16 protein-coding genes are annotated in these 21,573 nt (G+C 31.3%); 14 read left to right on the forward strand and 2 right to left on the reverse strand.

What is annotated here, in order from left to right:
- The first annotated feature begins 3 nt into the window (after positions 1 to 3).
- From ACWW38_RS14985 to ACWW38_RS15025, 9 genes are all read left to right on the forward strand, one after another.
- Positions 4 to 1,140, forward strand: coding sequence for a Ger(x)C family spore germination protein (locus ACWW38_RS14985; protein WP_456258333.1), 1,137 nt, complete (start codon positions 4 to 6; stop codon positions 1,138 to 1,140).
- An 11-nt stretch (positions 1,141 to 1,151) separates the two neighbouring features.
- Positions 1,152 to 2,576 carry a spore germination protein gene (locus ACWW38_RS14990; protein WP_456258334.1) on the forward strand — a complete coding sequence of 475 codons (1,425 nt, stop codon included), beginning with the start codon at positions 1,152 to 1,154 and terminating at the stop codon, positions 2,574 to 2,576.
- A gap of 162 nt (positions 2,577 to 2,738) precedes the next feature.
- The gene (gene recQ, locus ACWW38_RS14995) at positions 2,739 to 4,853 is read left to right on the forward strand and encodes a DNA helicase RecQ (protein ID WP_456258335.1); all 2,115 of its coding nucleotides are present in this window, start codon (positions 2,739 to 2,741) and stop codon (positions 4,851 to 4,853) included.
- A 64-nt stretch (positions 4,854 to 4,917) separates the two neighbouring features.
- On the forward strand, positions 4,918 to 5,868 hold the full coding sequence (gene pfkB, locus ACWW38_RS15000; RefSeq protein WP_456258336.1) for a 1-phosphofructokinase: 951 nt from the start codon (positions 4,918 to 4,920) through the stop codon (positions 5,866 to 5,868).
- Positions 5,869 to 5,885: 17 nt separating this feature from the next.
- On the forward strand, positions 5,886 to 7,781 hold the full coding sequence (locus ACWW38_RS15005) for a PTS fructose transporter subunit IIABC (protein WP_456258337.1): 1,896 nt from the start codon (positions 5,886 to 5,888) through the stop codon (positions 7,779 to 7,781).
- 121 nt (positions 7,782 to 7,902) lie between these two features.
- Positions 7,903 to 9,084 carry an efflux RND transporter periplasmic adaptor subunit gene (locus tag ACWW38_RS15010; RefSeq protein WP_456258338.1) on the forward strand — a complete coding sequence of 394 codons (1,182 nt, stop codon included), beginning with the start codon at positions 7,903 to 7,905 and terminating at the stop codon, positions 9,082 to 9,084.
- On the forward strand, positions 9,068 to 9,775 hold the full coding sequence (locus tag ACWW38_RS15015; protein ID WP_456258339.1) for an ABC transporter ATP-binding protein: 708 nt from the start codon (positions 9,068 to 9,070) through the stop codon (positions 9,773 to 9,775). Before ACWW38_RS15010 ends, ACWW38_RS15015 begins: the two co-directional genes overlap by 17 nt.
- Positions 9,772 to 10,983, forward strand: coding sequence for an ABC transporter permease (locus tag ACWW38_RS15020; RefSeq protein WP_456258340.1), 1,212 nt, complete (start codon positions 9,772 to 9,774; stop codon positions 10,981 to 10,983). The genes ACWW38_RS15015 and ACWW38_RS15020 overlap by 4 nt, the downstream gene beginning before the upstream one ends.
- Before the next feature lie 101 nt (positions 10,984 to 11,084).
- A complete protein-coding gene (locus ACWW38_RS15025; protein WP_456258341.1) occupies positions 11,085 to 13,559 on the forward strand; it encodes a WG repeat-containing protein in 2,475 nt (824 codons plus the stop codon).
- Positions 13,560 to 13,610: 51 nt separating this feature from the next.
- Here ACWW38_RS15025 and ACWW38_RS15030 read toward each other — a convergent pair whose 3' ends face one another.
- Together ACWW38_RS15030 and ACWW38_RS15035 are read right to left on the reverse strand one after the other, a co-directional pair.
- Entirely contained in the window at positions 13,611 to 14,678 is a 1,068-nt protein-coding gene (locus ACWW38_RS15030) for an NAD(P)H-dependent flavin oxidoreductase (protein ID WP_456258342.1), read from the reverse strand.
- Between the two features lie 122 nt (positions 14,679 to 14,800).
- On the reverse strand, positions 14,801 to 15,694 hold the full coding sequence (locus ACWW38_RS15035) for a DMT family transporter (protein ID WP_456258343.1): 894 nt from the start codon (positions 15,692 to 15,694) through the stop codon (positions 14,801 to 14,803).
- A 310-nt stretch (positions 15,695 to 16,004) separates the two neighbouring features.
- Here ACWW38_RS15035 and ACWW38_RS15040 point away from each other — a divergent pair, with 310 nt between their 5' ends.
- The 5 genes from ACWW38_RS15040 (at position 16,005) to ACWW38_RS15060 (ending at position 21,563) form a co-directional block, all read left to right on the forward strand.
- Complete coding sequence (locus ACWW38_RS15040) at positions 16,005 to 16,943, forward strand: sugar-binding transcriptional regulator (protein WP_456258344.1); 939 nt, start codon at positions 16,005 to 16,007, stop codon at positions 16,941 to 16,943.
- Between the two features lie 261 nt (positions 16,944 to 17,204).
- Positions 17,205 to 18,146, forward strand: a complete 942-nt coding sequence (locus tag ACWW38_RS15045; protein ID WP_456258345.1) for a sugar-binding transcriptional regulator — start codon at positions 17,205 to 17,207, stop codon at positions 18,144 to 18,146.
- A gap of 21 nt (positions 18,147 to 18,167) precedes the next feature.
- Positions 18,168 to 19,712 (forward strand): FGGY-family carbohydrate kinase, encoded by a 1,545-nt coding sequence (locus ACWW38_RS15050; protein ID WP_456258346.1) that lies wholly within the window; start codon positions 18,168 to 18,170, stop codon positions 19,710 to 19,712.
- A gap of 87 nt (positions 19,713 to 19,799) precedes the next feature.
- Positions 19,800 to 20,444, forward strand: coding sequence for a class II aldolase/adducin family protein (locus ACWW38_RS15055; protein WP_456258347.1), 645 nt, complete (start codon positions 19,800 to 19,802; stop codon positions 20,442 to 20,444).
- 87 nt (positions 20,445 to 20,531) lie between these two features.
- Positions 20,532 to 21,563: a 2-hydroxyacid dehydrogenase gene (locus ACWW38_RS15060; RefSeq protein WP_456258348.1), complete on the forward strand. Its 1,032-nt coding sequence runs from the start codon at positions 20,532 to 20,534 to the stop codon at positions 21,561 to 21,563.
- Positions 21,564 to 21,573: the final 10 nt, after the last annotated feature.

Consider the following 21,573-nt stretch of genomic DNA (forward strand, 5'->3'; position numbering starts at 1 on the left):
ATTATGAAAAGAAAATTTAAACTAATTATTATGTTAATAATATCTTCATTGCTAACAGGTTGTTGGGATTATAAAGACATTAACAAAAGAAATATTACACTTACAGTTGGAGTAGATGAAGTAGATGATATGAAGCAGTTTACCTGTGAGATTGCAAAGTTTTCACAAGGTGGAAATGAAAAAATTGGAGGTTCACAAAATAAAAACAATTATACAGTTGTATCCATGGGCAGAAGTTTTGAGGAAGCAAAAAAGGAATATGATTTTAAGTATCCATTACAAGATTTTTCAGGAGCCATAAGGGTGATAATTTTTGGAAGAAGTTATGCTGAAAGTGGAATAGAATCCTATATAAACAGAGTTAACCATTTAACAGAACTAAGAAAATCCCTCCCTATTGTAATAAGTAGAGAAGCTCCAGAAAAATTATTACAAAAAGAAGTAGTGAATGACACCACTGTTGGATATGCCATAGAAGATACAATAAGGCAATTGTACAAAAATGGAAAATCTATATATAAAACAGCTCAGGAAATTCAAGAAGACATACAAAACAAAGAGATAGGTTATGTTATTCCCTATATTGGAATGCAAGATAAAACTATAGATTTTTTAGGTTTAGCAGTAATGAGTACTGATAATAAGATGATAGAAGTAATTAACAGGGATGATTGCAATGGTTTTTTATATTTACTGCCGAAAAAAACTACCAGCACAAAGGCTATTTATAAGATCGGAAAGGAAGATACAATTTATTCTGTAAGAACTATCCTACAGAAAAGAAAAATAAAAACAAGTTATATTGATAAAAAAATAAATATAGATATAGATTTAAAATTAAGCTCTTACCTGCAATACCAATATTATACAAAACTTTTAAATGAAAGTATTATAAAAGAACTGGAAGATGAAATAACTAAAGAGGTAAAAAAAGAGGTTTTATATGCTATAAGTCGTTCTCAAAAGGAGCTAAAAGTTGATATATTTGATTTTTCAAGATACTTTAAAGCAGATAATCCGAAAGCTTACAAAGAAATAAATTGGAAAGAAGAATATCCTAGCGCTAATATAAACGTTAATGTAAAAACAAAAATTAAGGATGTAAATTTAATAAATCTTAATAAGAAGAAAAAATATTGAGGTAATAACATATGAAAAATAAATATATAAATAAAATTCAACAGATTACAAATGAAATTTCTGGGTTAATAGTTAGAAAGATAACGATTAATGATAAAGAGGTTCATATAGTTTTTATTCCACAAATTACAAATAGGGATAGTATATCAAATAATATAATAAGACCACTACTTCAGTATAATAAAAAAGAGCCTTTAAACTTAGATACAATTTTTAGTTCTGTTATTTATATAGATGATGTTTTTGAAGATAAGGATGAATTAAAAATTGAAAAATATGTATTGGAAGGCAAAACTGTTATTGCAATATTAGATGAAGATAAATATTTAGTTGCCAATACTGTAAGTTTTGAAAAAAGAAGTGTTGAATCACCACAAGTTGAAACTACTATAAGATCTCCGAAAGATGCTTTTACTGAAAATTTAGATTCAAATTTATCCTTAATAAGATATAGAATACAGGATAAATCATTGAAGATTGATTATATTATTGTTGGAAAAAGAACCAAAACCACTGTAGCAGTAATTTATATGGCTGATATAGCCAATAAAAAATATGTAGATCAAGTGAAGAAAAAGATAGAGGGCATAGAAGTTGATGGAATCATGGAATCTGGATATATTCAAAAGTTTATTTCTAATAAGGAAACCACTTTATTCCCGCAGATTGGGGTTGTTGAAAAATCAGACTCTACATGTGCAAGTATATTAGATGGAAAAGTGTGCGTCATGGCTAATGGAAGCAATTTAGCTTTAATAACCCCTAAAAATTTTATTGAATTTTTAGATTCATCCGATGACCATTATGACAGTACCTATATAGCATTATTTGTTAAAGTTTTAAGAATTGAAGCACTAATTATAACGCTTACTCTTTCGGCATTGTATGTTGCAATAGTTGCATTTCATGCTGATATTATACCTTCACAATATATATTAGCCCTTGCAGCTTCAAGAACTACAGTTCCTGTAAATGCACTAGTAGAGGCAGTGCTTATGGAGATGGTAGTAGAATTGCTAAGGGAAGCCAGTGCAAGACTCCCAAAACAGATTGGACCAGCAATAGGTATAGTTGGAACTATAGTTATAGGTCAGGCTGCAGTTGCTGCTGGATTAGTTAGTCCATTAATGGTAATTATAGTAGCCCTTACACTAATGTCTTCCTTTGCTATTCCAGATTATACTATAATGGATCCTATAAGACTATTAAAGTTTGGAGTTATAATCATTACGGGTATATTTGGATTGTTTGGGTTTATTATGGGAGTTACATTTATAGTTGTAAAGTTAGCATCTATAACAAGCTATGGAATACCTTATACGGCACCTATAGCACCTTTCAATTTTGAAGATTTAAAAGATTTCTTTTTGAGTAATATAGTGCTTTCTAAAAAAAGACCTGAATATTTAGAGGATCAAGATGAAACAAGACAGTAACTATATTTGAATTATTAACATAAGAATAATTCAACAGAGAATCTTCGCCGTGTTAAGATAGTGTGATAATATATAATTAAAATGATAGTATAAAAAAATGCTTATTGGAAATAAATACAATAAATATAATAAAAACAATAAAATCAAAAGGGGTAATTTATTTTGTTGGAAAGAGCTAAAGAACTGTTAAAAAGATACTATGGGTATTCCGAATTTAGAGTTGGGCAAGAAAAGAGCATAGGTAACATTCTAAATGGGGGAGATACCTTTGCTATAATGCCCACAGGAGCAGGAAAATCTATATGCTATCAGATTCCTTCACTTATGCTAGAAGGGCTGACTCTAGTAATATCTCCACTTATTTCTCTTATGAAGGATCAAGTAGATTCTTTAAATAATATGGGGATAAAAGCAGCTTATATTAATAGCACTTTAAGCCAGTTGGAAGTGGAAGAAAGAATTTGGGAAGCTGAAAATGGTGGATATTCTCTACTATATGTTGCTCCAGAAAGGTTGGAATCTGAAAGTTTTTGTGAAATTTTGAGGGGTATGAATATTTCTTTAATAGCAGTGGATGAAGCCCACTGTGTTTCACAATGGGGACATGACTTCAGACCTAGCTATAGACAAATAGCAAGATTTATAAGAACACTTTCTAATAGACCTACTGTGGCAGCTTTTACAGCAACTGCAACAGAAGAAGTACAAGAAGATATAGTAAAGCTACTAGAATTAAGAAATCCTAAAGTATTTTTAACAGGATTTAATAGGGAAAATCTTTATTTATCTGTTGTAAAGGGAGTAGATAAAAAAGACTTTATATTAGATTATGTGGAAAATAATAAGGATAAAGTGGGGATTATATATGCTGCAACTAGAAGAGAAGTGGACAGCTTATATGAATTGCTGAGTAGAAAAGGTTTTAGTGCTGGCAGATATCACGCAGGATTAAGTGAAGTTGAAAGAGAGAAAAATCAAGAGGCATTTTTATATGATGATATAAGTATTATAGTTGCAACAAATGCCTTTGGTATGGGGATTGATAAATCCAACGTAAGATACGTTATTCACTACAATATGCCTAAAAATATGGAAGCCTATTATCAAGAGGCAGGACGTGCAGGAAGAGATGGAGAGCCTAGTGAATGTATATTATTGTTTGGAGAACAGGACGTAGTACTTCAAAAATATTTAATTGACCAAAATACAAATTTTCATGATAGAAAAATAATGGAATATAAAAGAGTTCAAATTATGGCCGATTACTGCCATACTGAAAGATGTCTTAGAGGATATATATTAAATTATTTTGGAGAACAAGATTTCGGAGAAAACTGTAATAATTGTAGTTCTTGTAATAATGAAACTGAAAGTGTAGATATAACTATAGAGGCGCAGAAAATATTTTCATGTGTAGCAAGAATGAATCAGCGATTTGGAACTACACTTATAGCGTTAGTACTTAAGGGGTCTAAGAATAAAAAAGTTTTTGAGCAAAACTTTGATAAGTTATCTACCTATGGAATTATGAAACAATATAGTGAAAAAGAAATTAAAAATATGATAAATGTTTTAATTGCTGAAAAATATATGTGTCTTACGGAAAGTGAATATCCAGTAGTTCGTCTAACACAAAGGGCACTTACTGTACTTAAAGGAGAAGAGCAGGTATTTAAAAAGATTCAGAAAAAAGCTCAGAAAACAAAAGTGGATAATTCACTCTTTGAGATTCTTAGAAGCCTTAGAAAGTCTATATCTGAAAGAGAAAAAGTTCCACCCTACATCATTTTTCCAGATAGTACTCTTAGAGAAATTAGTGAGTATCTTCCACAAACTGAATCTGCATTACTTAAGATTAAAGGTGTTGGAGAATCGAAACTTAAAAGGTACGGAGAGGAATTTTTAGAAATTATAAAAAAGTATGCTGAGGAAAATGGAGTTACATCTTCAGAAAAAGAAGAAGAATACAGTAGTGAAGAAGAAAAGATTCCAAGCCATGTAATAACTTTTAATATGTATAAAGGGGGTAAACCTTTAGACGAAATATCTAGAGAAAGAGAATTGAAAATTACAACCATACAAGATCATATTATAAGATGCTATCTTGAAGGTTTAGAAGTTAATTTGGATGATTTTATTCCAAATGAACACAAAGAACTTATATATGAAACAATAAAACAAGTTGGGGGAGAAAAGTTAAGACCTATAAAGGATGCTCTTCCAGAAGAAGTTGATTATATGAGTATCAAGGCAGCTTTATGCAACTTACAAATTTAAGCAGGTGCCAGTCCCCTGGGAATAATTCCCGGGGGACTGGCTCTTAAAAAGGTGTGATATAACTATGATATATACAGTAACTCTTAATCCATCAGTAGATTACTATCTTCAGGTAGAAGAGCTTTTAATAGGAGAAGTTAATAGAGCAGAGAAAAACTATAAATATCCTGGTGGAAAAGGAATAAATGTATCAAGAGTATTAAAAAGATTAGACACAGATAGCATAGCTTCAGGTTTTATAGGAGGTTTTACTGGAAGATATATTGACAGATGCTTAAAAAATGAAGGAATATATACTGATTTTATAATAATAGAAGAGGATACAAGGATAAATGTTAAGATTAGCGGCAGTGAAAGAACTGATGAAAATGGAAAAAGTAGAGTAAATAGTGAAACTGAAATAAACGGACAGGGGCCATATATAAAATCAGAAAAAATAGATGAATTATTTGAAAAGTTAAATAGACTGACAGATGAAGATTTTCTAGTACTTTCAGGAAATGTTCAGAGGTCAATACCGAGAGATATCTATTCAAAGATCCAGAAGAGATGCTCAAAAACTAATGCTAAAATAATAGTTGATACTACAGGAGAGGCACTAACATCAACTCTTGAGAATAGACCTTTTTTAATAAAGCCTAATCTCTATGAATTAAGTGAAATTTTTAAATCAAAAATAGATAGTAAAGAAGAAGTTATTAATTATGGCAAAAAGTTAATTGATTTAGGAGCGGAGAATGTAATCGTTTCAATGGGAGGAGAAGGAGCAATCCTCGTATCGAATATGGGTGCATTCTATTCAATTGCTCCTAAGGGTTTAGTTAAAAACTCTGTAGGATCAGGAGACTCTCTTATTGGTGGGTTTTTAGCCAATTATTCAAAATCGCAAAATATTTTAGAATCCTTTAAATGGGGAATTGCAGCTGGTAGTGCTACAGCATTTTCACAGGATTTGTGTAAAATAGAGGATGTTAAGAGGTTATTAAAGGAAGTTGATATTAAGAAGCTAGTTTAAATGTCAGGGGGAACAAAATGAAAATAACAGATTTAATTAAAGAAGGGGCCATAGTTTTAGAGTTAAATGCTTCCTCAAAAGATGACGTTATTAACAAACTTGTAGAAAAGCTTTATGATGCAGGAAGTTTAAATAATAAAGAGGAGTATAAAAAAGCAATTTTAGAGAGAGAAAGTCAAAGCACTACTGGAATTGGTAGGGGGATTGCCATTCCACATGCAAAAACAACAGCAGTGAAAAATCCAGCTATATGTTTTGGAAGAGCTCTAAGAGGTATAGACTATGACTCTCTTGATGGTGGGCCTGCAAAGTTATTCTTTATGATAGCTGCTAGTGAAGGGGCGCACAATGAGCACTTAGAAACTCTTTCAAGATTATCCACTTTACTTATGAATAAAAGTTTTAGAGAAAGAATTTTAAAAGCTAATTCAGAAGAGGAAGTACTGAAGTTAATAGATGAAGAAGAAAATAAAGTACTTGGAGATAAAAAAAATAATGTAGAACCAAAGTCAGAGAATACTTTAAAAGATAATACTAAGAATAATATGAAGATTTTAGCTGTAACTGCTTGTCCTACTGGTATAGCGCATACTTATATGGCAGCAGACGCCCTTAAAGACAAGGCTAATAAAATGAATATAGATATTAAGGTTGAAACTAATGGTTCTACTGGAATTAAAAATATGCTTACTGCTGATGAAATTAAGCAAGCTGCAGCAATAATAGTTGCAGCTGATAAACAAGTAGATATGGATAGATTTCATGGTAAAGTAGTTATTCAAGTTCCTACTTCAGAGGCAATAAAAAAGCCCCAAGAACTTATAGAAAAGGCCTTAAATAAGCAGGGAGATATATTTGAAGCTGATAAAAGTGTCAAACAGTTTAAGCAAGATGGTATCAAAATACAGACTTATAAGCACCTTATGAATGGAGTTTCTAACATGCTTCCCTTTGTCGTAGGAGGGGGGATATTAGTTGCAATATCCTTTATGTTAGATATTAACAATGTCGGTATAGCTAACTATGGCTCTGTAAACGTTATAGCTAAATTCTTTAAAGATTTGGGAGAGGTAGCCTTTGGATTTATGCTGCCAGTACTTGCTGGATTTATAGCATCAGCTATTGCTGATAGACCAGCTCTTGCTCCTGGATTTGTAGGAGGAGCTTTGGCAGCATCTGGTGGGTCAGGATTCTTGGGGGTACTAGCAGCAGGGTATATAGCTGGATATATAGTTAGAGGTTTAAAGAAAGCTTTTAGCAGACTACCACAATCCCTAGAAAGCATTAAACCTGTATTGTTGCTTCCACTGTTTGGAATATTGCTTGAAGGTTTTTTGGTGATATTTGTTATTAATCCTCCAGTATCAACTATTAATATTGGGATTAATTCTTGGTTAGCTTCTCTAAGTTGCTCTAATAAAATATTTTTAGGATTACTTTTGGGTGGAATGATGGCTATAGATATGGGAGGGCCTATAAATAAAGCCGCTTACGTATTTGGTGTTGCCTCAATAGCAGAGGGAAATGGGCATATTATGGCGGCAGTAATGGCTGGGGGGATGGTTCCGCCACTTGGAATTGCACTAGCAACTACATTTTCTAAAGATAAATTTACTAGAGCAGAAAGAGAGGCAGGAAAAACTAATTATATAATGGGATTATCTTTTATAACAGAAGGTGCTATTCCTTTTGGAGCAGCAGATCCTAAGAGAGTATTGCCTTCGATAGTCATAGGTTCAGCTGTAGCAGGAGCACTATCCATGATTTTTGGTGCATCATCACCAGCACCACATGGAGGAATTTTCATATTTCCATTAATTAAGAATTGGCCGATGTATTTGGTTTCAATTTTTATTGGTTCAGTAATCACAGCTTTAATGATAAATGTCCTTAAAAGGCCAGTAGATGTTTAGAAATTTATATAATTTTACAGCTTTTCATTGAATAGTAAGCGTTATTGTTATAAAGTGAATTATATGGACTTAATATATTGCTAAGTCTGGAAGCCTTAGAATAAAGTTTGGAGGTAGACTAATGAAAAACAAAAAGTTAATAAGTTATATTTTAATTATTTTAGTAATTATAAGTGCAGTATTTTGGATTAGAGGAAAAAGAAAAGATAATAGTGTGGCAAACGTAAAGACAGCTTTGTCCGAAGTTGGACAAATTAAGTCATATTTATCTACAACAGCAACTATAAAGTCTCAAAACAGCAAAGAATATTATGGTACCCAAGGTAAGATAAAAAAAATAAATGTTAAAGTTGGAGATAAGGTTAAGAAGGGGGACACACTATTAACTTATGAAACTCAAGATTTAACATTAACAGTAAAGCAAGCACAAATACAATATGATAATGCAATTCTTCAAAAGGAAGATTTGTACAACCAAAGTAAGATTATAAAAGAAAAAATATCAGATATGGATAGGCAGATTAGCATTCTTGAGAAAAGTACTAATCAAATGGATAAGGCTAAATTAGAGACACTAAAACAGCAAAGAAGTTCTATTACGCCAATATCAGATGAAAAATTAAAACAAACAAATAATGCTGTAAATCTAGCTAAAATATCACTAGATATGGCAAAACAAAATCTTTCGAAAAATCAAAGTTCAATAATAGCGGAAAATGAAGGTATTGTAACAGCTTTAAATGCAGTGGAGGGAGCAGCAAGTAACGGAATGCAGCCAGTTGTTGTTGTTCAGGATATAGAGAATTTAAAAGCTATAGTTTCTCTTGGAAAATATGATGCTAATAAGGTTAAAGTAGGACAGGAAGTAACCATAAAAGGGGGAGAGAAAATTTATAAAGGTAAGGTCACCTTTATTGATCCAGCAGCAAAAAAAATATCTTCAATGGCAGGAAATGATACTACATTAGGAGTTGAGGTAGCAATTTTAGAAAAAGCTCCAGAGTTAAAAATTGATTTTGATGTGGATATAGATATACTCATAGGAGAGGTAGATAACGCTTTGAAGGTTCCAGTAGAAAGCGTAAAATTTGAAAAGGGAAATAAAAATTTAGTATATGTTTTAGAAAATGGAATTGCTAAAGAAAAATCTGTTGAAATAGGACTTCAGTCAGATACATATATGGAAATTAAAAAAGGAATTATTAAAGGAGAAAAAGTTATATTAAATCCTTCAACTTCTATTAAAGATGGAACAAAAGCAAAGGAGTCTATAGGGGGAGAAGACAATGTTAAAGGTAAATAATGTAGTCAAAACATATAGAACTGGTGACATAGAGTTTACTGCTTTAAAAAACATAAATCTTAAAATAGAAAAGGGTGAGTTCGCTGCTATAATGGGACCTTCAGGTTCAGGAAAATCAACCTTTATGAACATACTTGGATGTCTTGATAAAATGGATAGCGGTAGTTATATTTTAAATGATAAAGATGTATCAAGTTTTAAGGATGAAGAACTTGCTTATATTAGAAATAAAGAAATAGGATTTGTATTTCAAGCTTTTAACTTAATACCAAGAATGAGTATTTTAGAGAATGTGGAGCTGCCAATGTTATATGCAGGAATAACATCAAAAGAGAGAAGGGAAAAGGCACTAAATGCACTTGAAAAGGTTGGTATTAGAGATAGAGCAAAACATCTTCCTAATGAAATATCAGGTGGACAAAAACAAAGAGCAGCTATTGCAAGAGCCATTGTAAACTCACCTTCTGTAATTATGGCAGATGAGCCTACAGGGAATTTAGATACAAAATCATCCTTAGACATTATGAAAATCTTTCAAGATTTAAATAATGAAGGGGCTACTGTAGTAATGGTAACTCATGAAAATGATATAGCACAACATGCAAAACGTGTAATTCGTTTTAAAGATGGTGAAATTGTTTCGGATTCAATGGTAGAGAACAGAATCCTTTTAGGGAGAGATAAAAAATGAATATATTTGAAAGTGTAAAGATGGCATTTGAAAGTATAAAGGCAAATAAAATGCGTTCTTTCCTCACTATGCTTGGTATAATTATTGGGATAAGTTCAGTTATAACTATAATATCCTTAGGCCAAGGAGGAAAGAAGACAATAACTGAAGAATTCGAAAAAATTGGAGCTTCCTCTGTAAATATTAGATTAGACCAATCAAAAGCACAATCTACAGATTATTTTACTTTTGAAGATGTGGAACAAATAAAAGAAAAAATTGATTCTGTTAAATGTGTAAGTCCTATAGTTCAAACAAGAGGATTAGCTGTTTCAAAGGAAAAAAGTAAAAGAGCTGTGATTACTGCTGGAAATCATGACTTTGTATATATTAATAATTCAGAAATAACACATGGTAGGTTCTTCAATGAAAGAGAATACGAAAAAGGAGCAGCTGTTGGAATAGTAGACGAATATTCTGCAAATGCATTATTTGGATATAAAGATGTAGTTGGAGAGAGTATAAAAATAGGGGATGGACCTCTCAGCAAGAAAATAAATATTATAGGTGTTGAAAAAGGATTCACTAGTCCATTCGGAAATGGAGATGACAGCGGTAGACCTATACTAGTTACTGTTCCTATAACTTTTATAGGAAACATTCAAGCAAATCCAATTAAAATGGATGTAATAACAATTATGGCAGATTCAAAAGAAAATAGTGAAACTGCAGGAAATGCAGCAGTAAATTTGATTCAAACAAGACATAATAATAGAGGGAAAAATGTATATTCAGCAGAAAGTGCACTTAAAGCAGTAGATCAAATTAATAATGTTCTTAATATATTCACTGCATTTATAGGAGCAGTTGCTGCAATATCCCTGCTTGTGGGAGGTATTGGAGTTATGAATATTATGCTTGTATCCGTTACAGAAAGAACTAGAGAGATAGGAATAAGAAAGGCAATAGGGGCAACTACTAAAATAATATTAGTTCAATTTTTAACTGAGTCAATCATAATTTCATTAATTGGCGGAATCATTGGTATGACATTAGGAATTGTAGGAGCAGAAATCATAGGTAATTTTGCCGGGATAACTCCATCTATTTCTATTGCTGCAGTATTAGGATCTATAATATTTTCTTCTGCTGTTGGAATATTCTTTGGTATATATCCTGCGAGGAAAGCAGCTCAGTTAGACCCAATAGATGCATTAAGATATGAATAAATTAAAAGAGATGCACAATTAAATTAAACTATATAAAATCACATGTTAAAAACCCTTTCATATAATATTTTGAGAATATAAATTTATGAAAGGGTTTTTTTATGTGGTACCATATTTGTTTTTCTAATCTTGTAAAAAAATATCTCCCTCCTGAAGGGCAGATTATAGAATTACAGGACTCTGTGAAAAAGCCAGCTATATATCTAAGAGATATAGATAATGATGGAATAGCAGAAGTAATTGCTGCTTATAAGTGGAAAGAAAAAGTTTATATTATTGTATTGAAAAATTATTATAATTCTTGGCATGTAGTAGCTGACATAGAAGGAGAAGGATATAATGTAAACTACTTAAAGGTTGCAGCTATTACTAATAAGAGATCAAGTGAAATAGTTATAGGATGGCAGGTAGGAGCAATTTGGGCTAAGCTTAATATCTACAAATGGATGCCTTATGGCTTTAAAAATATAGTAGATGAAGACATATATTATAGTAAAATTGAAGTTGAAGATATGCCTAGTAAATCTGGAAGAGATGGAAAAGATGAAATAGCACTCTGGAGACATGATACAGGGGAAGCATATAAAGTTGATGTATATAGATGGGAAAATGGGAAGCTAGTAAGAGCGGAAGATGTATACCCATATTATTTCAAAAAAGTAGCTGAATATTATGAAGAAAAGATTAAAGAAATGCCAGAAGCTGGTTTTTATTGGTATTATCTTGCAGATGCACAGATAAAGTCTGGAGAACTTAAAAAAGCATTAGAGTCTATTGAAATAGCAATGAAGCTTCAGTATCCATATCCATCTATAGAAGAGTTGACTAAGCTAAAAGAAGAGGTAATGTCAAAATCACGAAATAGAGTTACAAAGCTTTATCCAGCATCTATTAAAACTATTAATGGAGTAAAGTGGGGATATATAGATGAAAAGGGAAATTTCATAATTAAACCTCAGTTTAAATATGCCGGTGATTTTAATGAAAATGGTATTGCTATAGTAGAAGTTGATAGTTTATACGGAATTATAAACATGAAGGGAGAATATATTCTAAATCCCAAATATGATACCATAGATGAATTCTCAGAAGGTAGAGCCGTTGCTATTGACAGCAATGGATTTAATTTAATAGATGAAATGGGAAGAGAAGTAACTGATAAACCTTATAATTTTATAGGAAGTTTTCAAGAAGGAAGAGCATTATATGCAGATGTAGATAATGCAGGAAATTGGATTTATGGATATTTAGATAGACAAGGAAAAGAAGTAATTCATGCTGCCTATGAATCAGCTAGTGATTTTAAAGATAAAAAGGCTATTGTCAAAGTAAGAAATGGAGAGTACGCTTTAATAGGAATTAATGGAGAAGTATTGAAGAATTATAATAGGTATTCCTATGTGGGAAATATGGGAGAAGGGCTTTTAGCCTTTCAAAAAAATGATGGAGATAAATTTGGGTTTATGGATGAAAATGAAAATGTAGTTATCCCTCCAAAATATACAGGGGTTGAAGCATTTAGTGGTGGAAGAGCTGTAGTAAATATGTCAGAAGATTATATTAACCAATATGGACTTATTGATAAGAAAGGTAATTATGTAATAGATCCTAAATATAATAATATAAATTTATTAGGAGAAAATAGAGTAGCTGTTGGAATAGCTATAGATAAGGAAAAGCCCTATATAGGTTCTAAGTATGCTGTGGTTGACACTGATGGAAATTTCCTTACAGGTTTTATTTATTACGGTATATCTAATTATAATAAAGGCTTAGCTTCTGCATATGATGCTAAAAATACATTTTTCATTGATAGCACTGGAAAGCAAGTAAAAAGATTGCCAACAGTTAATGGAAGTGGCACATTATCTTTTGAAGGAGATTTAATTAAAGCAGATGTGGATTTTAGAATATCTTATTTAGATGAACATGGAAAAATTATATGGACACAAAACACAATTATTCCTCTTCAAGACGGATATAGGATAAGAGAAGAAAAGTTTAAGCCTAATAAAGATTATTTAGTGTATTATCCACAAATAGAAGGTATAAAAGATAAAAGTGTAGAAGTTGATGTGAATAAAAAGCTAAAGGAATTATCACAAGTTAAAGATGTCCCTAATGATATTCAGTTAGATTACACATATCTTAGTGATTTTTCAGTGGAGTTCTTTAAAAAGAATTTACTTGTATTAGAGATTATAGGCTATAAATACTATTTTGGTGCTGCTCATGGTATTCCATCTAAAGATTATCATCATATAGATTTAAATAGTGGAAAATTTTATAGCCTAAAAGATTTATTTAAAAAAGACAGTAACTACGTAAAAGTACTAAGTGACATTATAGAGAAGGAAATAAAAAATAATAAAGAATATTCTTATGTATGGCCTGATAGTTACAAGGGAATAAAAGAAGATCAGCCTTTCTATGTAGATGAGGATGCACTATATATTTACTTTAATCCTTATGAAATAGCTCCATATGCGGCAGGATTCCCAACCTTTAAGATACCTTATAGTGAAATAATGAATATTATTGATGTTAATGGTGACTTTTGGAAATCATATAATTAATAATCAAGAGCCAGTTCCCTAGAAACTTATTCTAGAGAACTGGCTCTGATTTTATACTGATTCCGCTTGTTGGACTAATTCATGAATTAAATCTTTTACAGAAACTATTTTATCTATTTTATATACATTGCTTCCGCAGAAGATTAGTCCTTCATCTAGATTTCCTTCCATAGCATTGATTAATGCTTTAGATATACAGTAAGGAGCAGTTTTTGGATTGCAAGGTTTTAAACAGTTATAAAGACATTTAATATTACCTTCGTTACCATTAACACTTTCAATAAACTTATTCTTAATGGCTCTTCCAGGCATACCAACTGGACTAGTTACTATTTGTACGTCTTCTTTTTGAGCGTTTACATAAGCTTCTTTAAATGCATTACTAGCATCACATTCATATGTAGCTACAAATCTTGTTCCCATTTGAACACCATCTGCACCAAGTTTTAATAGCCTTGCAATATCATAGCCATCAAATACTCCTCCAGCAGCAATTACTGGAATATGTTTACTATATTTATCGCAATAAGGCTCAACTGCTTTCTTTACAGCTACCACAATTTCGTCTATTGTAGTGGAATTGCCAGTTATATCTTCTTTGTGAAAACCGAGATGACCACCAGCTTCAGGTCCTTCTACCACAACTAGGTCAGGAGCAGCATTGTGCTTTCTGTCCCAAGTTTTGCATATAAGTGAAGCTGCCTTAGCAGAAGAAACTATAGGAGCAATCTTAATCTTGCTTCCTTCCACTAGCTTTGGTAATTCAAGTGGGAGTCCGGCACCAGATATGATTATATCTATGCCTTCCTCTATACATATTTTAACATATTCATTGTAATTGTTAGCTGCAACCATTAGGTTTACTCCTAGTATACCTTTTGGACTGATTTCTCTTGCTAATCTAATCTCTTTTCTTAAAGCTCTTAAGTTAGCCTGAAGATTATTTTTTAGAAAATCTGACTCTGCAAATCCAATTTGTGCTGCAGAAATAACTCCTATTCCGCCAGAATTAGCAACTGCGGAAGCTAATTTGTGAAGGGATATACCAATTCCCATTCCACCTTGTACTATTGGCACTGAAGCTTTTAAATCTCCAATAATTAATTCGGGTAATTTCATCATTTATCACCTATCTTTACTTAATAATCAAATTTTAAATAAAATATATAGTTAAGTCAAGGAAAATTCCTGTATTTATAATTATATAAAGCTTTTAAAATACTATTTTATATTTGAAATTTTTATAAAGGAACATCAGCTTCTTTAGGTTTTTCTTGACCTTTTGCAATAATTACTACAGAAAAAAGTATTAGAATGGTTCCTATAATAATTGGTATTGTAATTTTTTCTCCAAATAATATTATTCCCATTATTATACTTACTATTGGTTCAAAAGTACCCAATATTGATGTAGAGGAAGAACCTATTATTTTTAATGCTTTAATAAATAAAACAATAGATACTATAGTAGATAAAAAAGAAATTCCTATAGCAGATGAAATTGTATAAAAATTTACATCAAAGCGTAGTTTATTGCTTAAAGCAGTAAATATAAAAAGTGAAGCACCTGCAAAAAGAGAAAAATAAAAAACCGAAATAGTATTATCTAATTTTTTTATCTCAGGATGATTCATTCCCATAATACATGCAGCGTATGTGAATCCTGAAGTAATAGCTAAAGCTGCACCAATAGGATGGATACTTTGTCCTTTTACTCCTATTAAAATATATACACCTATCAGTGATAAAATTAGAGAAAATACTTTATATTTAGTAAATTTCTCTTTATATATCATATAATTCATTATAATTACAGCAGCAGGATATACAAAATGCATTGTAGTTGCAAGTCCTACAGAAATGTAATTATAGGAAAAAAATAAACCTATTCCTGTAGAAGTATAACCAATAACGCCTATTAAAAACATTATCTTAAGCTGATTTCTACTAATTTTTAAATTAACCTTTTTTATAGAAAAGTATATATAAAGCATAATTGCAGCTAGTAAAAACCTTAGTGTTAAAACTGTAAGAGCGTTACTTCCGTTATTATATGCTAACTTTGCAAAAATTGGCATAAAACCAAATGCTGCTGAAGAAAGTATGGCATATAATATCCCATATGTCCTTTTCACATTTTCACCTCTAATCTAATTTTAAAATTAATCTCATTAATATCAATGTAAATTGCTATATAAATTGAATCGCCATATATATTATATTAATTTATAAAGATTATATCTAGTGTCAATATAAAATGGAGACTAGATATAATATATTTTTGTGAGCAAATGTTAAGTATGTATTAAAATATATAAATTCAGCGAAATGTAATAGTGTATTGAATTAAATTTATTCACAAAGTATAATAATTACAAATATATATTAAGGCAGATAGTTAATGATAAAATGCAACAATAAAAGTAAAGGATGATTAAGTAAATTATGAAAGATAAAAGAACTCTTATTAAAATAGCTCATTATTATTACAATATTGGAATGACTCAAGAAGAAATAGGAAAGAAGCTTTCAATGTCAAGGCAAAAAGTAAATAGAATAATCAATAGTCTTATAGAAAATGGAATAGTGACTATACAAATAAATGGTTATGAAGAAAGCTATGTAAAGTTAGAGCAAGATTTAGAAAAAGAATTTTCATTACAGGAAGTAATAGTAACGTCAAAAGAAAATGATGAAGACTTAATGGATAAACTTTCTAAGGTGGCAGCCTCTTACCTTGAAAGAACAATTGATAGTAATGACATAATAGGAGTCTCTTGGGGAAGAACCCTTTCTAAAACAGCGGCTAATTTAGGGAATATTAAAAAAAATAATATATCAGTAGTGCAGATAGTAGGTGGTACTAATATTAAAGATCCGTCTATAAAAGCTGATGAAATAACAAGGGCTATGGCTAGTAAACTAAATGGGATTCCATATCTTATGTATGCTCCTGCTATAGTAAAAGATGAGCAGTTCAAAGAAGCTATGATGAGTGAACAAAGTATAAAGAATATATTTAATCTAATAAAAAAGTGTACTATAGCAATAGTTGGAATAGGAAACTTAAGTGAAAAATCTACAATATACATGCAAAATTACCTATCAAAGGAAGAACTGAAAAGATTAGAAGAAGATAAATGTGTTGGAGACATATGTCTACAAGCTTATAATATCAATGGTGAAATAATAAAAAATAGTATAAGCAGCAGGGTAATAGGAATAGGAGTAGAAGATTTAAAGAGGATTCCAAAGGTAATAGGTATAGCAGGAGGAAAGGAAAAAGCAGAAGCCATACTTGGGGCATTAAGAGGAAACTTTATAGATGTTCTTATAACTGATAATGAAACTGCAGAATATATATTAAAAATTATGAATAGATAATAGAAAAGAGCTATTGATTTTAGAGCTGTCAACAAGAGAATTTTGTTGACAGCTTTTTTTATATGAAAAAATATTGACATGATTTTTTAAATGCAACATATGTGACAAATGCTCAAAACTTATAAAAAACAATAATAATATAAAATGTTATAAAAATATATTGAAAAACAAAATTGTACAGAGTATAATAAAAGCATAAAAAGACAAAAGTAAATGAAATGAGCAAATGTAACAATAAACGAAAAGGAAGATCAATCTAATATGAAAGATAGAAGGACTCTTATTAAGATAGCCCATTATTATTATAATATTGGAATGACTCAAGAAGAGATAGGAAAAAAGTTTCAAATGTCCAGGCAGAAAGTAAATAGGATAGTAAACAGTCTTGTTGAAGAAGGTATAGTAACAATAAAAGTAAATGGTTATGATGGAAGCTATGTTAAGTTAGAACAAATTTTAGAAGAAGAATTTTCCTTAAGGGAAGTAATGATAACATCAGTAGAAGAAGAGGATGATCTACTAGATAGACTTTCAAAGACAGCAGCTTCTTATCTTGAAAGAGCTATAGATAATGATGAAATAATAGGAGTTTCTTGGGGAAAAACTCTTTCAAATACTGTTGCATCATTAAGTAATGCCAGAAAGAATAACATATCGGTTGTACAAATTGTTGGAGGGACAAACCTTAGGGACCCTTCTATAAAGGCTGATGAAATAACGAGAGTTATGGCAAGAAAACTTAATGGAACACCATACCTTATATATGCACCTGCCGTAGTAAAAGATGAGCACTTTAAAGAAGCTATGATGAATGAACAGAGTATAAAAAATACATTTAATATTATAAAAAAGTGTACTATGGCAATAGTTGGTATAGGCAATATAGCTAAAAAATCTTCTAGCTATATGCAAAGCTATCTAAATGAAGAAGAAATTAAAAAGATAGAAGAAAATAAGGGTGTTGGTGATATATGTTTGCAAGCTTACACAGTAGATGGTGAGATAATAGGAGAAGGTATAAGCAACAGAGTTATAGGGATAAGTATGGAAGATTTAAAGAAAATTCCAAAAGTGATAGGTATAGCTGGAGGAAAAGATAAAGCTGAGGCTATACTTGGTGCGCTAAGAGGAGGATTTATAGATGTTCTCATTACTGATAATATAGCCGCTGAAAATATATTAAATATTATTAGTAAGCCATAGTATTAAAGTTTGGGGGTGTAAATGGTGTATGAGAATTATCTTTTAGGTATTGATGCAGGTACCTCTAATATAAAGGCAGTAGTGTTTAATCTTAAGGGAGAAGAACTCTTTGTAGAAGAAAAAAATAATACTATCATTACTAAACATAGAACTTGGACAGAACAAAATATGAACTTATTATGGGAAGATTTTTGTTTCGTAGTAAGAAATGTTTTGATTAATAACGGTATAAATCCTAAGAGTATACTTGGTGTGGGAATAACAGGACAAGGAGAAGGCTGCTGGCTTATAGATAATCAAGGTAATCCTGTGAGAGACGCAATACTGTGGTCTGATGGAAGAGCTATAGATATAGTTGAAAGTATAAAAACGGATGAAAAGATGACCTGCAAAATTAAGGGAATAACAGGTTCCCATCCTTTTCCGGGAGCCACTTCGATTATACTGAAATGGCTATCCATGCATGAAAAGGAAACATTGGATAAAGCTTATGGGTGCATATTTTGCAAGGACTGGCTAAGGTATAAGTTAACTGGAAATTTGTGCCTTGAAACTACAGATACATCAACATCTTTGTTAGACTTAATAACCGGAGAAATATCAGAAGAGATATTGGATATATTGGGAATTGGTGAATATAAGTTCCTATTCAAGCCTCTTTCTAATTCTTGTAAGCTTGTAGGAAGAGTTACAAAAGAAGCTTCTGATTTAACGGGGCTTTTAGAAGGAACTCCAGTATCAGCTGGGCTTATGGATATTGTAGCAGCAGCAGTTGGAATGGCAGCAGTAGAAGAAGGTGATAGTTGTACTATTTTAGGAACAACCTGTTGCAATAGTGTTGTAAGAAAGAGCTGCTATGTTAATGGAGAAAATACTTCGGGGTTTGAGTGTCACGCAATACAAGATCTTTACTTAAATGTAATAGCTTCTATGGCAGGAACACCAAACTTAGATTGGGCAATAAATACATTTTTCCAAAGTGAAAAAGAAGAGGCAAAAAAAATAGGAAAAGATATATATAAAATTTTAGAGGAGTCTATAAAAGACATAGCTCCAGGTTCAGGAGGAATAATCCACCACCCATATATAAGTACTGGGGGAGAAAGAGCACCTTTTTTTAATCCAAATGCTAGAGCACAGTTTTTTGGCATTTCGTCTAATGCAAATAAACATCATATATTAAAATCAATATATGAAGGAGTTGCACTATCTATTAAAGATTGTTTGCAGGATGTTGAAAGTAAGGGCAGGATATACTTAGGAGGAGGAGGAGGAAAAAGTTATTATTGGGCTCAGATAATAGCAGATTGTACAGGAAAAGAAGTGGTAATACAAAGCGGAAAAGAATATGCAGCAAAAGGAGCAGCTTTATCTGCAGGAGTTGCAATGGGAGTTTACAGTAGTATAAGTGAAGCAGCCTTAAGTGTTCTGCGTATAAAGAAGACTTTTATACCAAATGAAAAAAATAAAGTCATGTACGATAAAATTTACAAATTATATAGAGGTTTAAGAGAAGTAGAATCTCATTATTGGAATCTTAGAAGTGAAATTTTTCATGGAAATTAAATAGATTAAAAGTAAAAAGTTATTATCAATGTAAAAACTAAAGTTAGCTTAAATTAGATTTAAATATAATTATATGAGGTGATTTGGATGGGAAATTATTTAAAAGAGAAAAATGATGTAATACAAGCTGGTAAGTCAATGCTAAAGGAAGGATATACTGTGGGAACGTGGGGAAATATAAGCGTTCGTTCAGATGATGGAAAGTATATGATAATAACTCCAAGTGGAGTAGATTATGAAATCATAACTCCTGAAATGATGTCAGTAGTGGATATGGATGGAAACTTAATTTCTGGTAAAAAGCCTTCTATCGAAGCTGGACTTCACCTTGCTATATATAAGAAAAGACAAGATGTAAATGCTATTATGCATTCACATTCCATATATACTTGTGCAATAGCAGCTACAAGAGAAGAGGTTCCTCCTGTATTAGACGAAATGGCACAGATAGTTGGAGGTGGAATAAAGGTTGCTGAGTATGCACTTCCAGGATCAGCAGAGCTTGCTGAAAATTGCGTGACCGCTCTTGGAGATAGAATGGCAGTATTACTTGCAAACCATGGAGGAGTATGCGTTGGAAGAGACATGAAAGATGCTTATAAGATAACTAAAGTTGTAGAAGTTTCTCTTCAATCATATTGTCTTGCAAAGAGTATAGGAAGTCCTGTAACGCTTTCAGACGAACAAGTAGGCTTCATGAGAGATTTCTTTTTAAACGCTTACGGAAAATAAAGCGGCTATGTTTTAAGAGATTATTGATTTCGTATAATATCGAAAATAATTCTAAATTTAGTATAACAAAAGAGAGAAGGGGACAGAATGAGAGCTTTAGTTACTGCTGAAATAAATGAGAGTATAATAAATGGACTTAAAGACTATATGGAACTTACCTATGAAGGATGGGTAAAGGAATTAAGAAAGCTTACAGAAGATGAAATGATTCATTATCTTAAAGACAAAGAGATTTTAATTACAAGCTATGATCCTATTACAAGAAAAGTTATAGAAGCTTGCCCAAAGCTAAAATTAATAGCTTGTACTAGAGCTAATCCTGTAAATATAGATATCGAATGTGCAAGAGAAAGAAACATCCCTGTTTTGTATACTCCTGGAAGAAATTCAGATTGCACAGCAGAATTTACCATAGCATTAATGTTAAGTATAGGAAGAAAAATTCCAATGGCCTATAAAAGCTTAAAGGATGGAAAACACTTGTCAGAAGAAAATACAGAAAGCCAAATTAAAGATGGCTTAAAAGAAGATATAACTTGGGCCCTTGGACCTGGAACACCATATATAGAGTTTAAAGGAATGCAGCTTAAGGGCCATACATTAGGACTTTTAGGATATGGAAGTATAGGAAAAAGAGTTGCAAATATTGCAAGAGCTTTTGGAATGAACATATTTATATATGATCCATTTGTTTCAGAAATTGAATTAAATGACAATGTTCAAACAAAGGTCTCTTTTGAAAAACTACTTAGAGAATCAGATTTTATAAGCTGTCACTGCAAAGTTGATGAAAGTACACGAGGGCTTATAGGTAAAGAAGCATTTGATATGATGAAAAGCACAGCTTATTTTATAAATACTTCAAGAGGGGCTATAGTAGATGAAGAAGCACTAATAGAAGCTTTAAGAGAAAAGAAAATAGCAGGAGCAGCTCTTGATGTATTTCATGCTGAACCAATATATAAAAAACATCCATTTGTAACAGAATTAGATAATATAGTTATTACTCCTCACCTTGCAGGAGCAACATATGATGCTATAGATAACCATTCAGTAATGATTGTTGAAGATATAAAAAAATTTTTAAAAGGTGAGAGAATGTTATACCAATATAAATAAATTATTTAGG

It is taken from the genome of Clostridium sp. JNZ J1-5 (genome assembly GCF_053901425.1).

Bases quoted from the DNA above. Each gene is read 5' to 3' on its own strand.
- ACWW38_RS15005 (WP_456258337.1), top strand. From the start codon at position 5,886: ATGAAAATAACAGATTTAATTAAAGAAGGGGCCATAGTTTTAGAGTTA.
- ACWW38_RS15010 (WP_456258338.1), top strand. From the start codon at position 7,903: ATGAAAAACAAAAAGTTAATAAGTTATATTTTAATTATTTTAGTAATT.
- ACWW38_RS15020 (WP_456258340.1), top strand. From the start codon at position 9,772: ATGAATATATTTGAAAGTGTAAAGATGGCATTTGAAAGTATAAAGGCA.
- pfkB (WP_456258336.1), top strand. From the start codon at position 4,918: ATGATATATACAGTAACTCTTAATCCATCAGTAGATTACTATCTTCAG.
- ACWW38_RS14990 (WP_456258334.1), top strand. From the start codon at position 1,152: ATGAAAAATAAATATATAAATAAAATTCAACAGATTACAAATGAAATT.
- ACWW38_RS15050 (WP_456258346.1), top strand. From the start codon at position 18,168: ATGGTGTATGAGAATTATCTTTTAGGTATTGATGCAGGTACCTCTAAT.
- ACWW38_RS15030 (WP_456258342.1), bottom strand. From the start codon at position 14,678: ATGAAATTACCCGAATTAATTATTGGAGATTTAAAAGCTTCAGTGCCA.
- ACWW38_RS15045 (WP_456258345.1), top strand. From the start codon at position 17,205: ATGAAAGATAGAAGGACTCTTATTAAGATAGCCCATTATTATTATAAT.
- ACWW38_RS15025 (WP_456258341.1), top strand. From the start codon at position 11,085: ATGTGGTACCATATTTGTTTTTCTAATCTTGTAAAAAAATATCTCCCT.
- ACWW38_RS15060 (WP_456258348.1), top strand. From the start codon at position 20,532: ATGAGAGCTTTAGTTACTGCTGAAATAAATGAGAGTATAATAAATGGA.
- ACWW38_RS15015 (WP_456258339.1), top strand. From the start codon at position 9,068: ATGTTAAAGGTAAATAATGTAGTCAAAACATATAGAACTGGTGACATA.
- ACWW38_RS14985 (WP_456258333.1), top strand. From the start codon at position 4: ATGAAAAGAAAATTTAAACTAATTATTATGTTAATAATATCTTCATTG.
- ACWW38_RS15055 (WP_456258347.1), top strand. From the start codon at position 19,800: ATGGGAAATTATTTAAAAGAGAAAAATGATGTAATACAAGCTGGTAAG.
- ACWW38_RS15040 (WP_456258344.1), top strand. From the start codon at position 16,005: ATGAAAGATAAAAGAACTCTTATTAAAATAGCTCATTATTATTACAAT.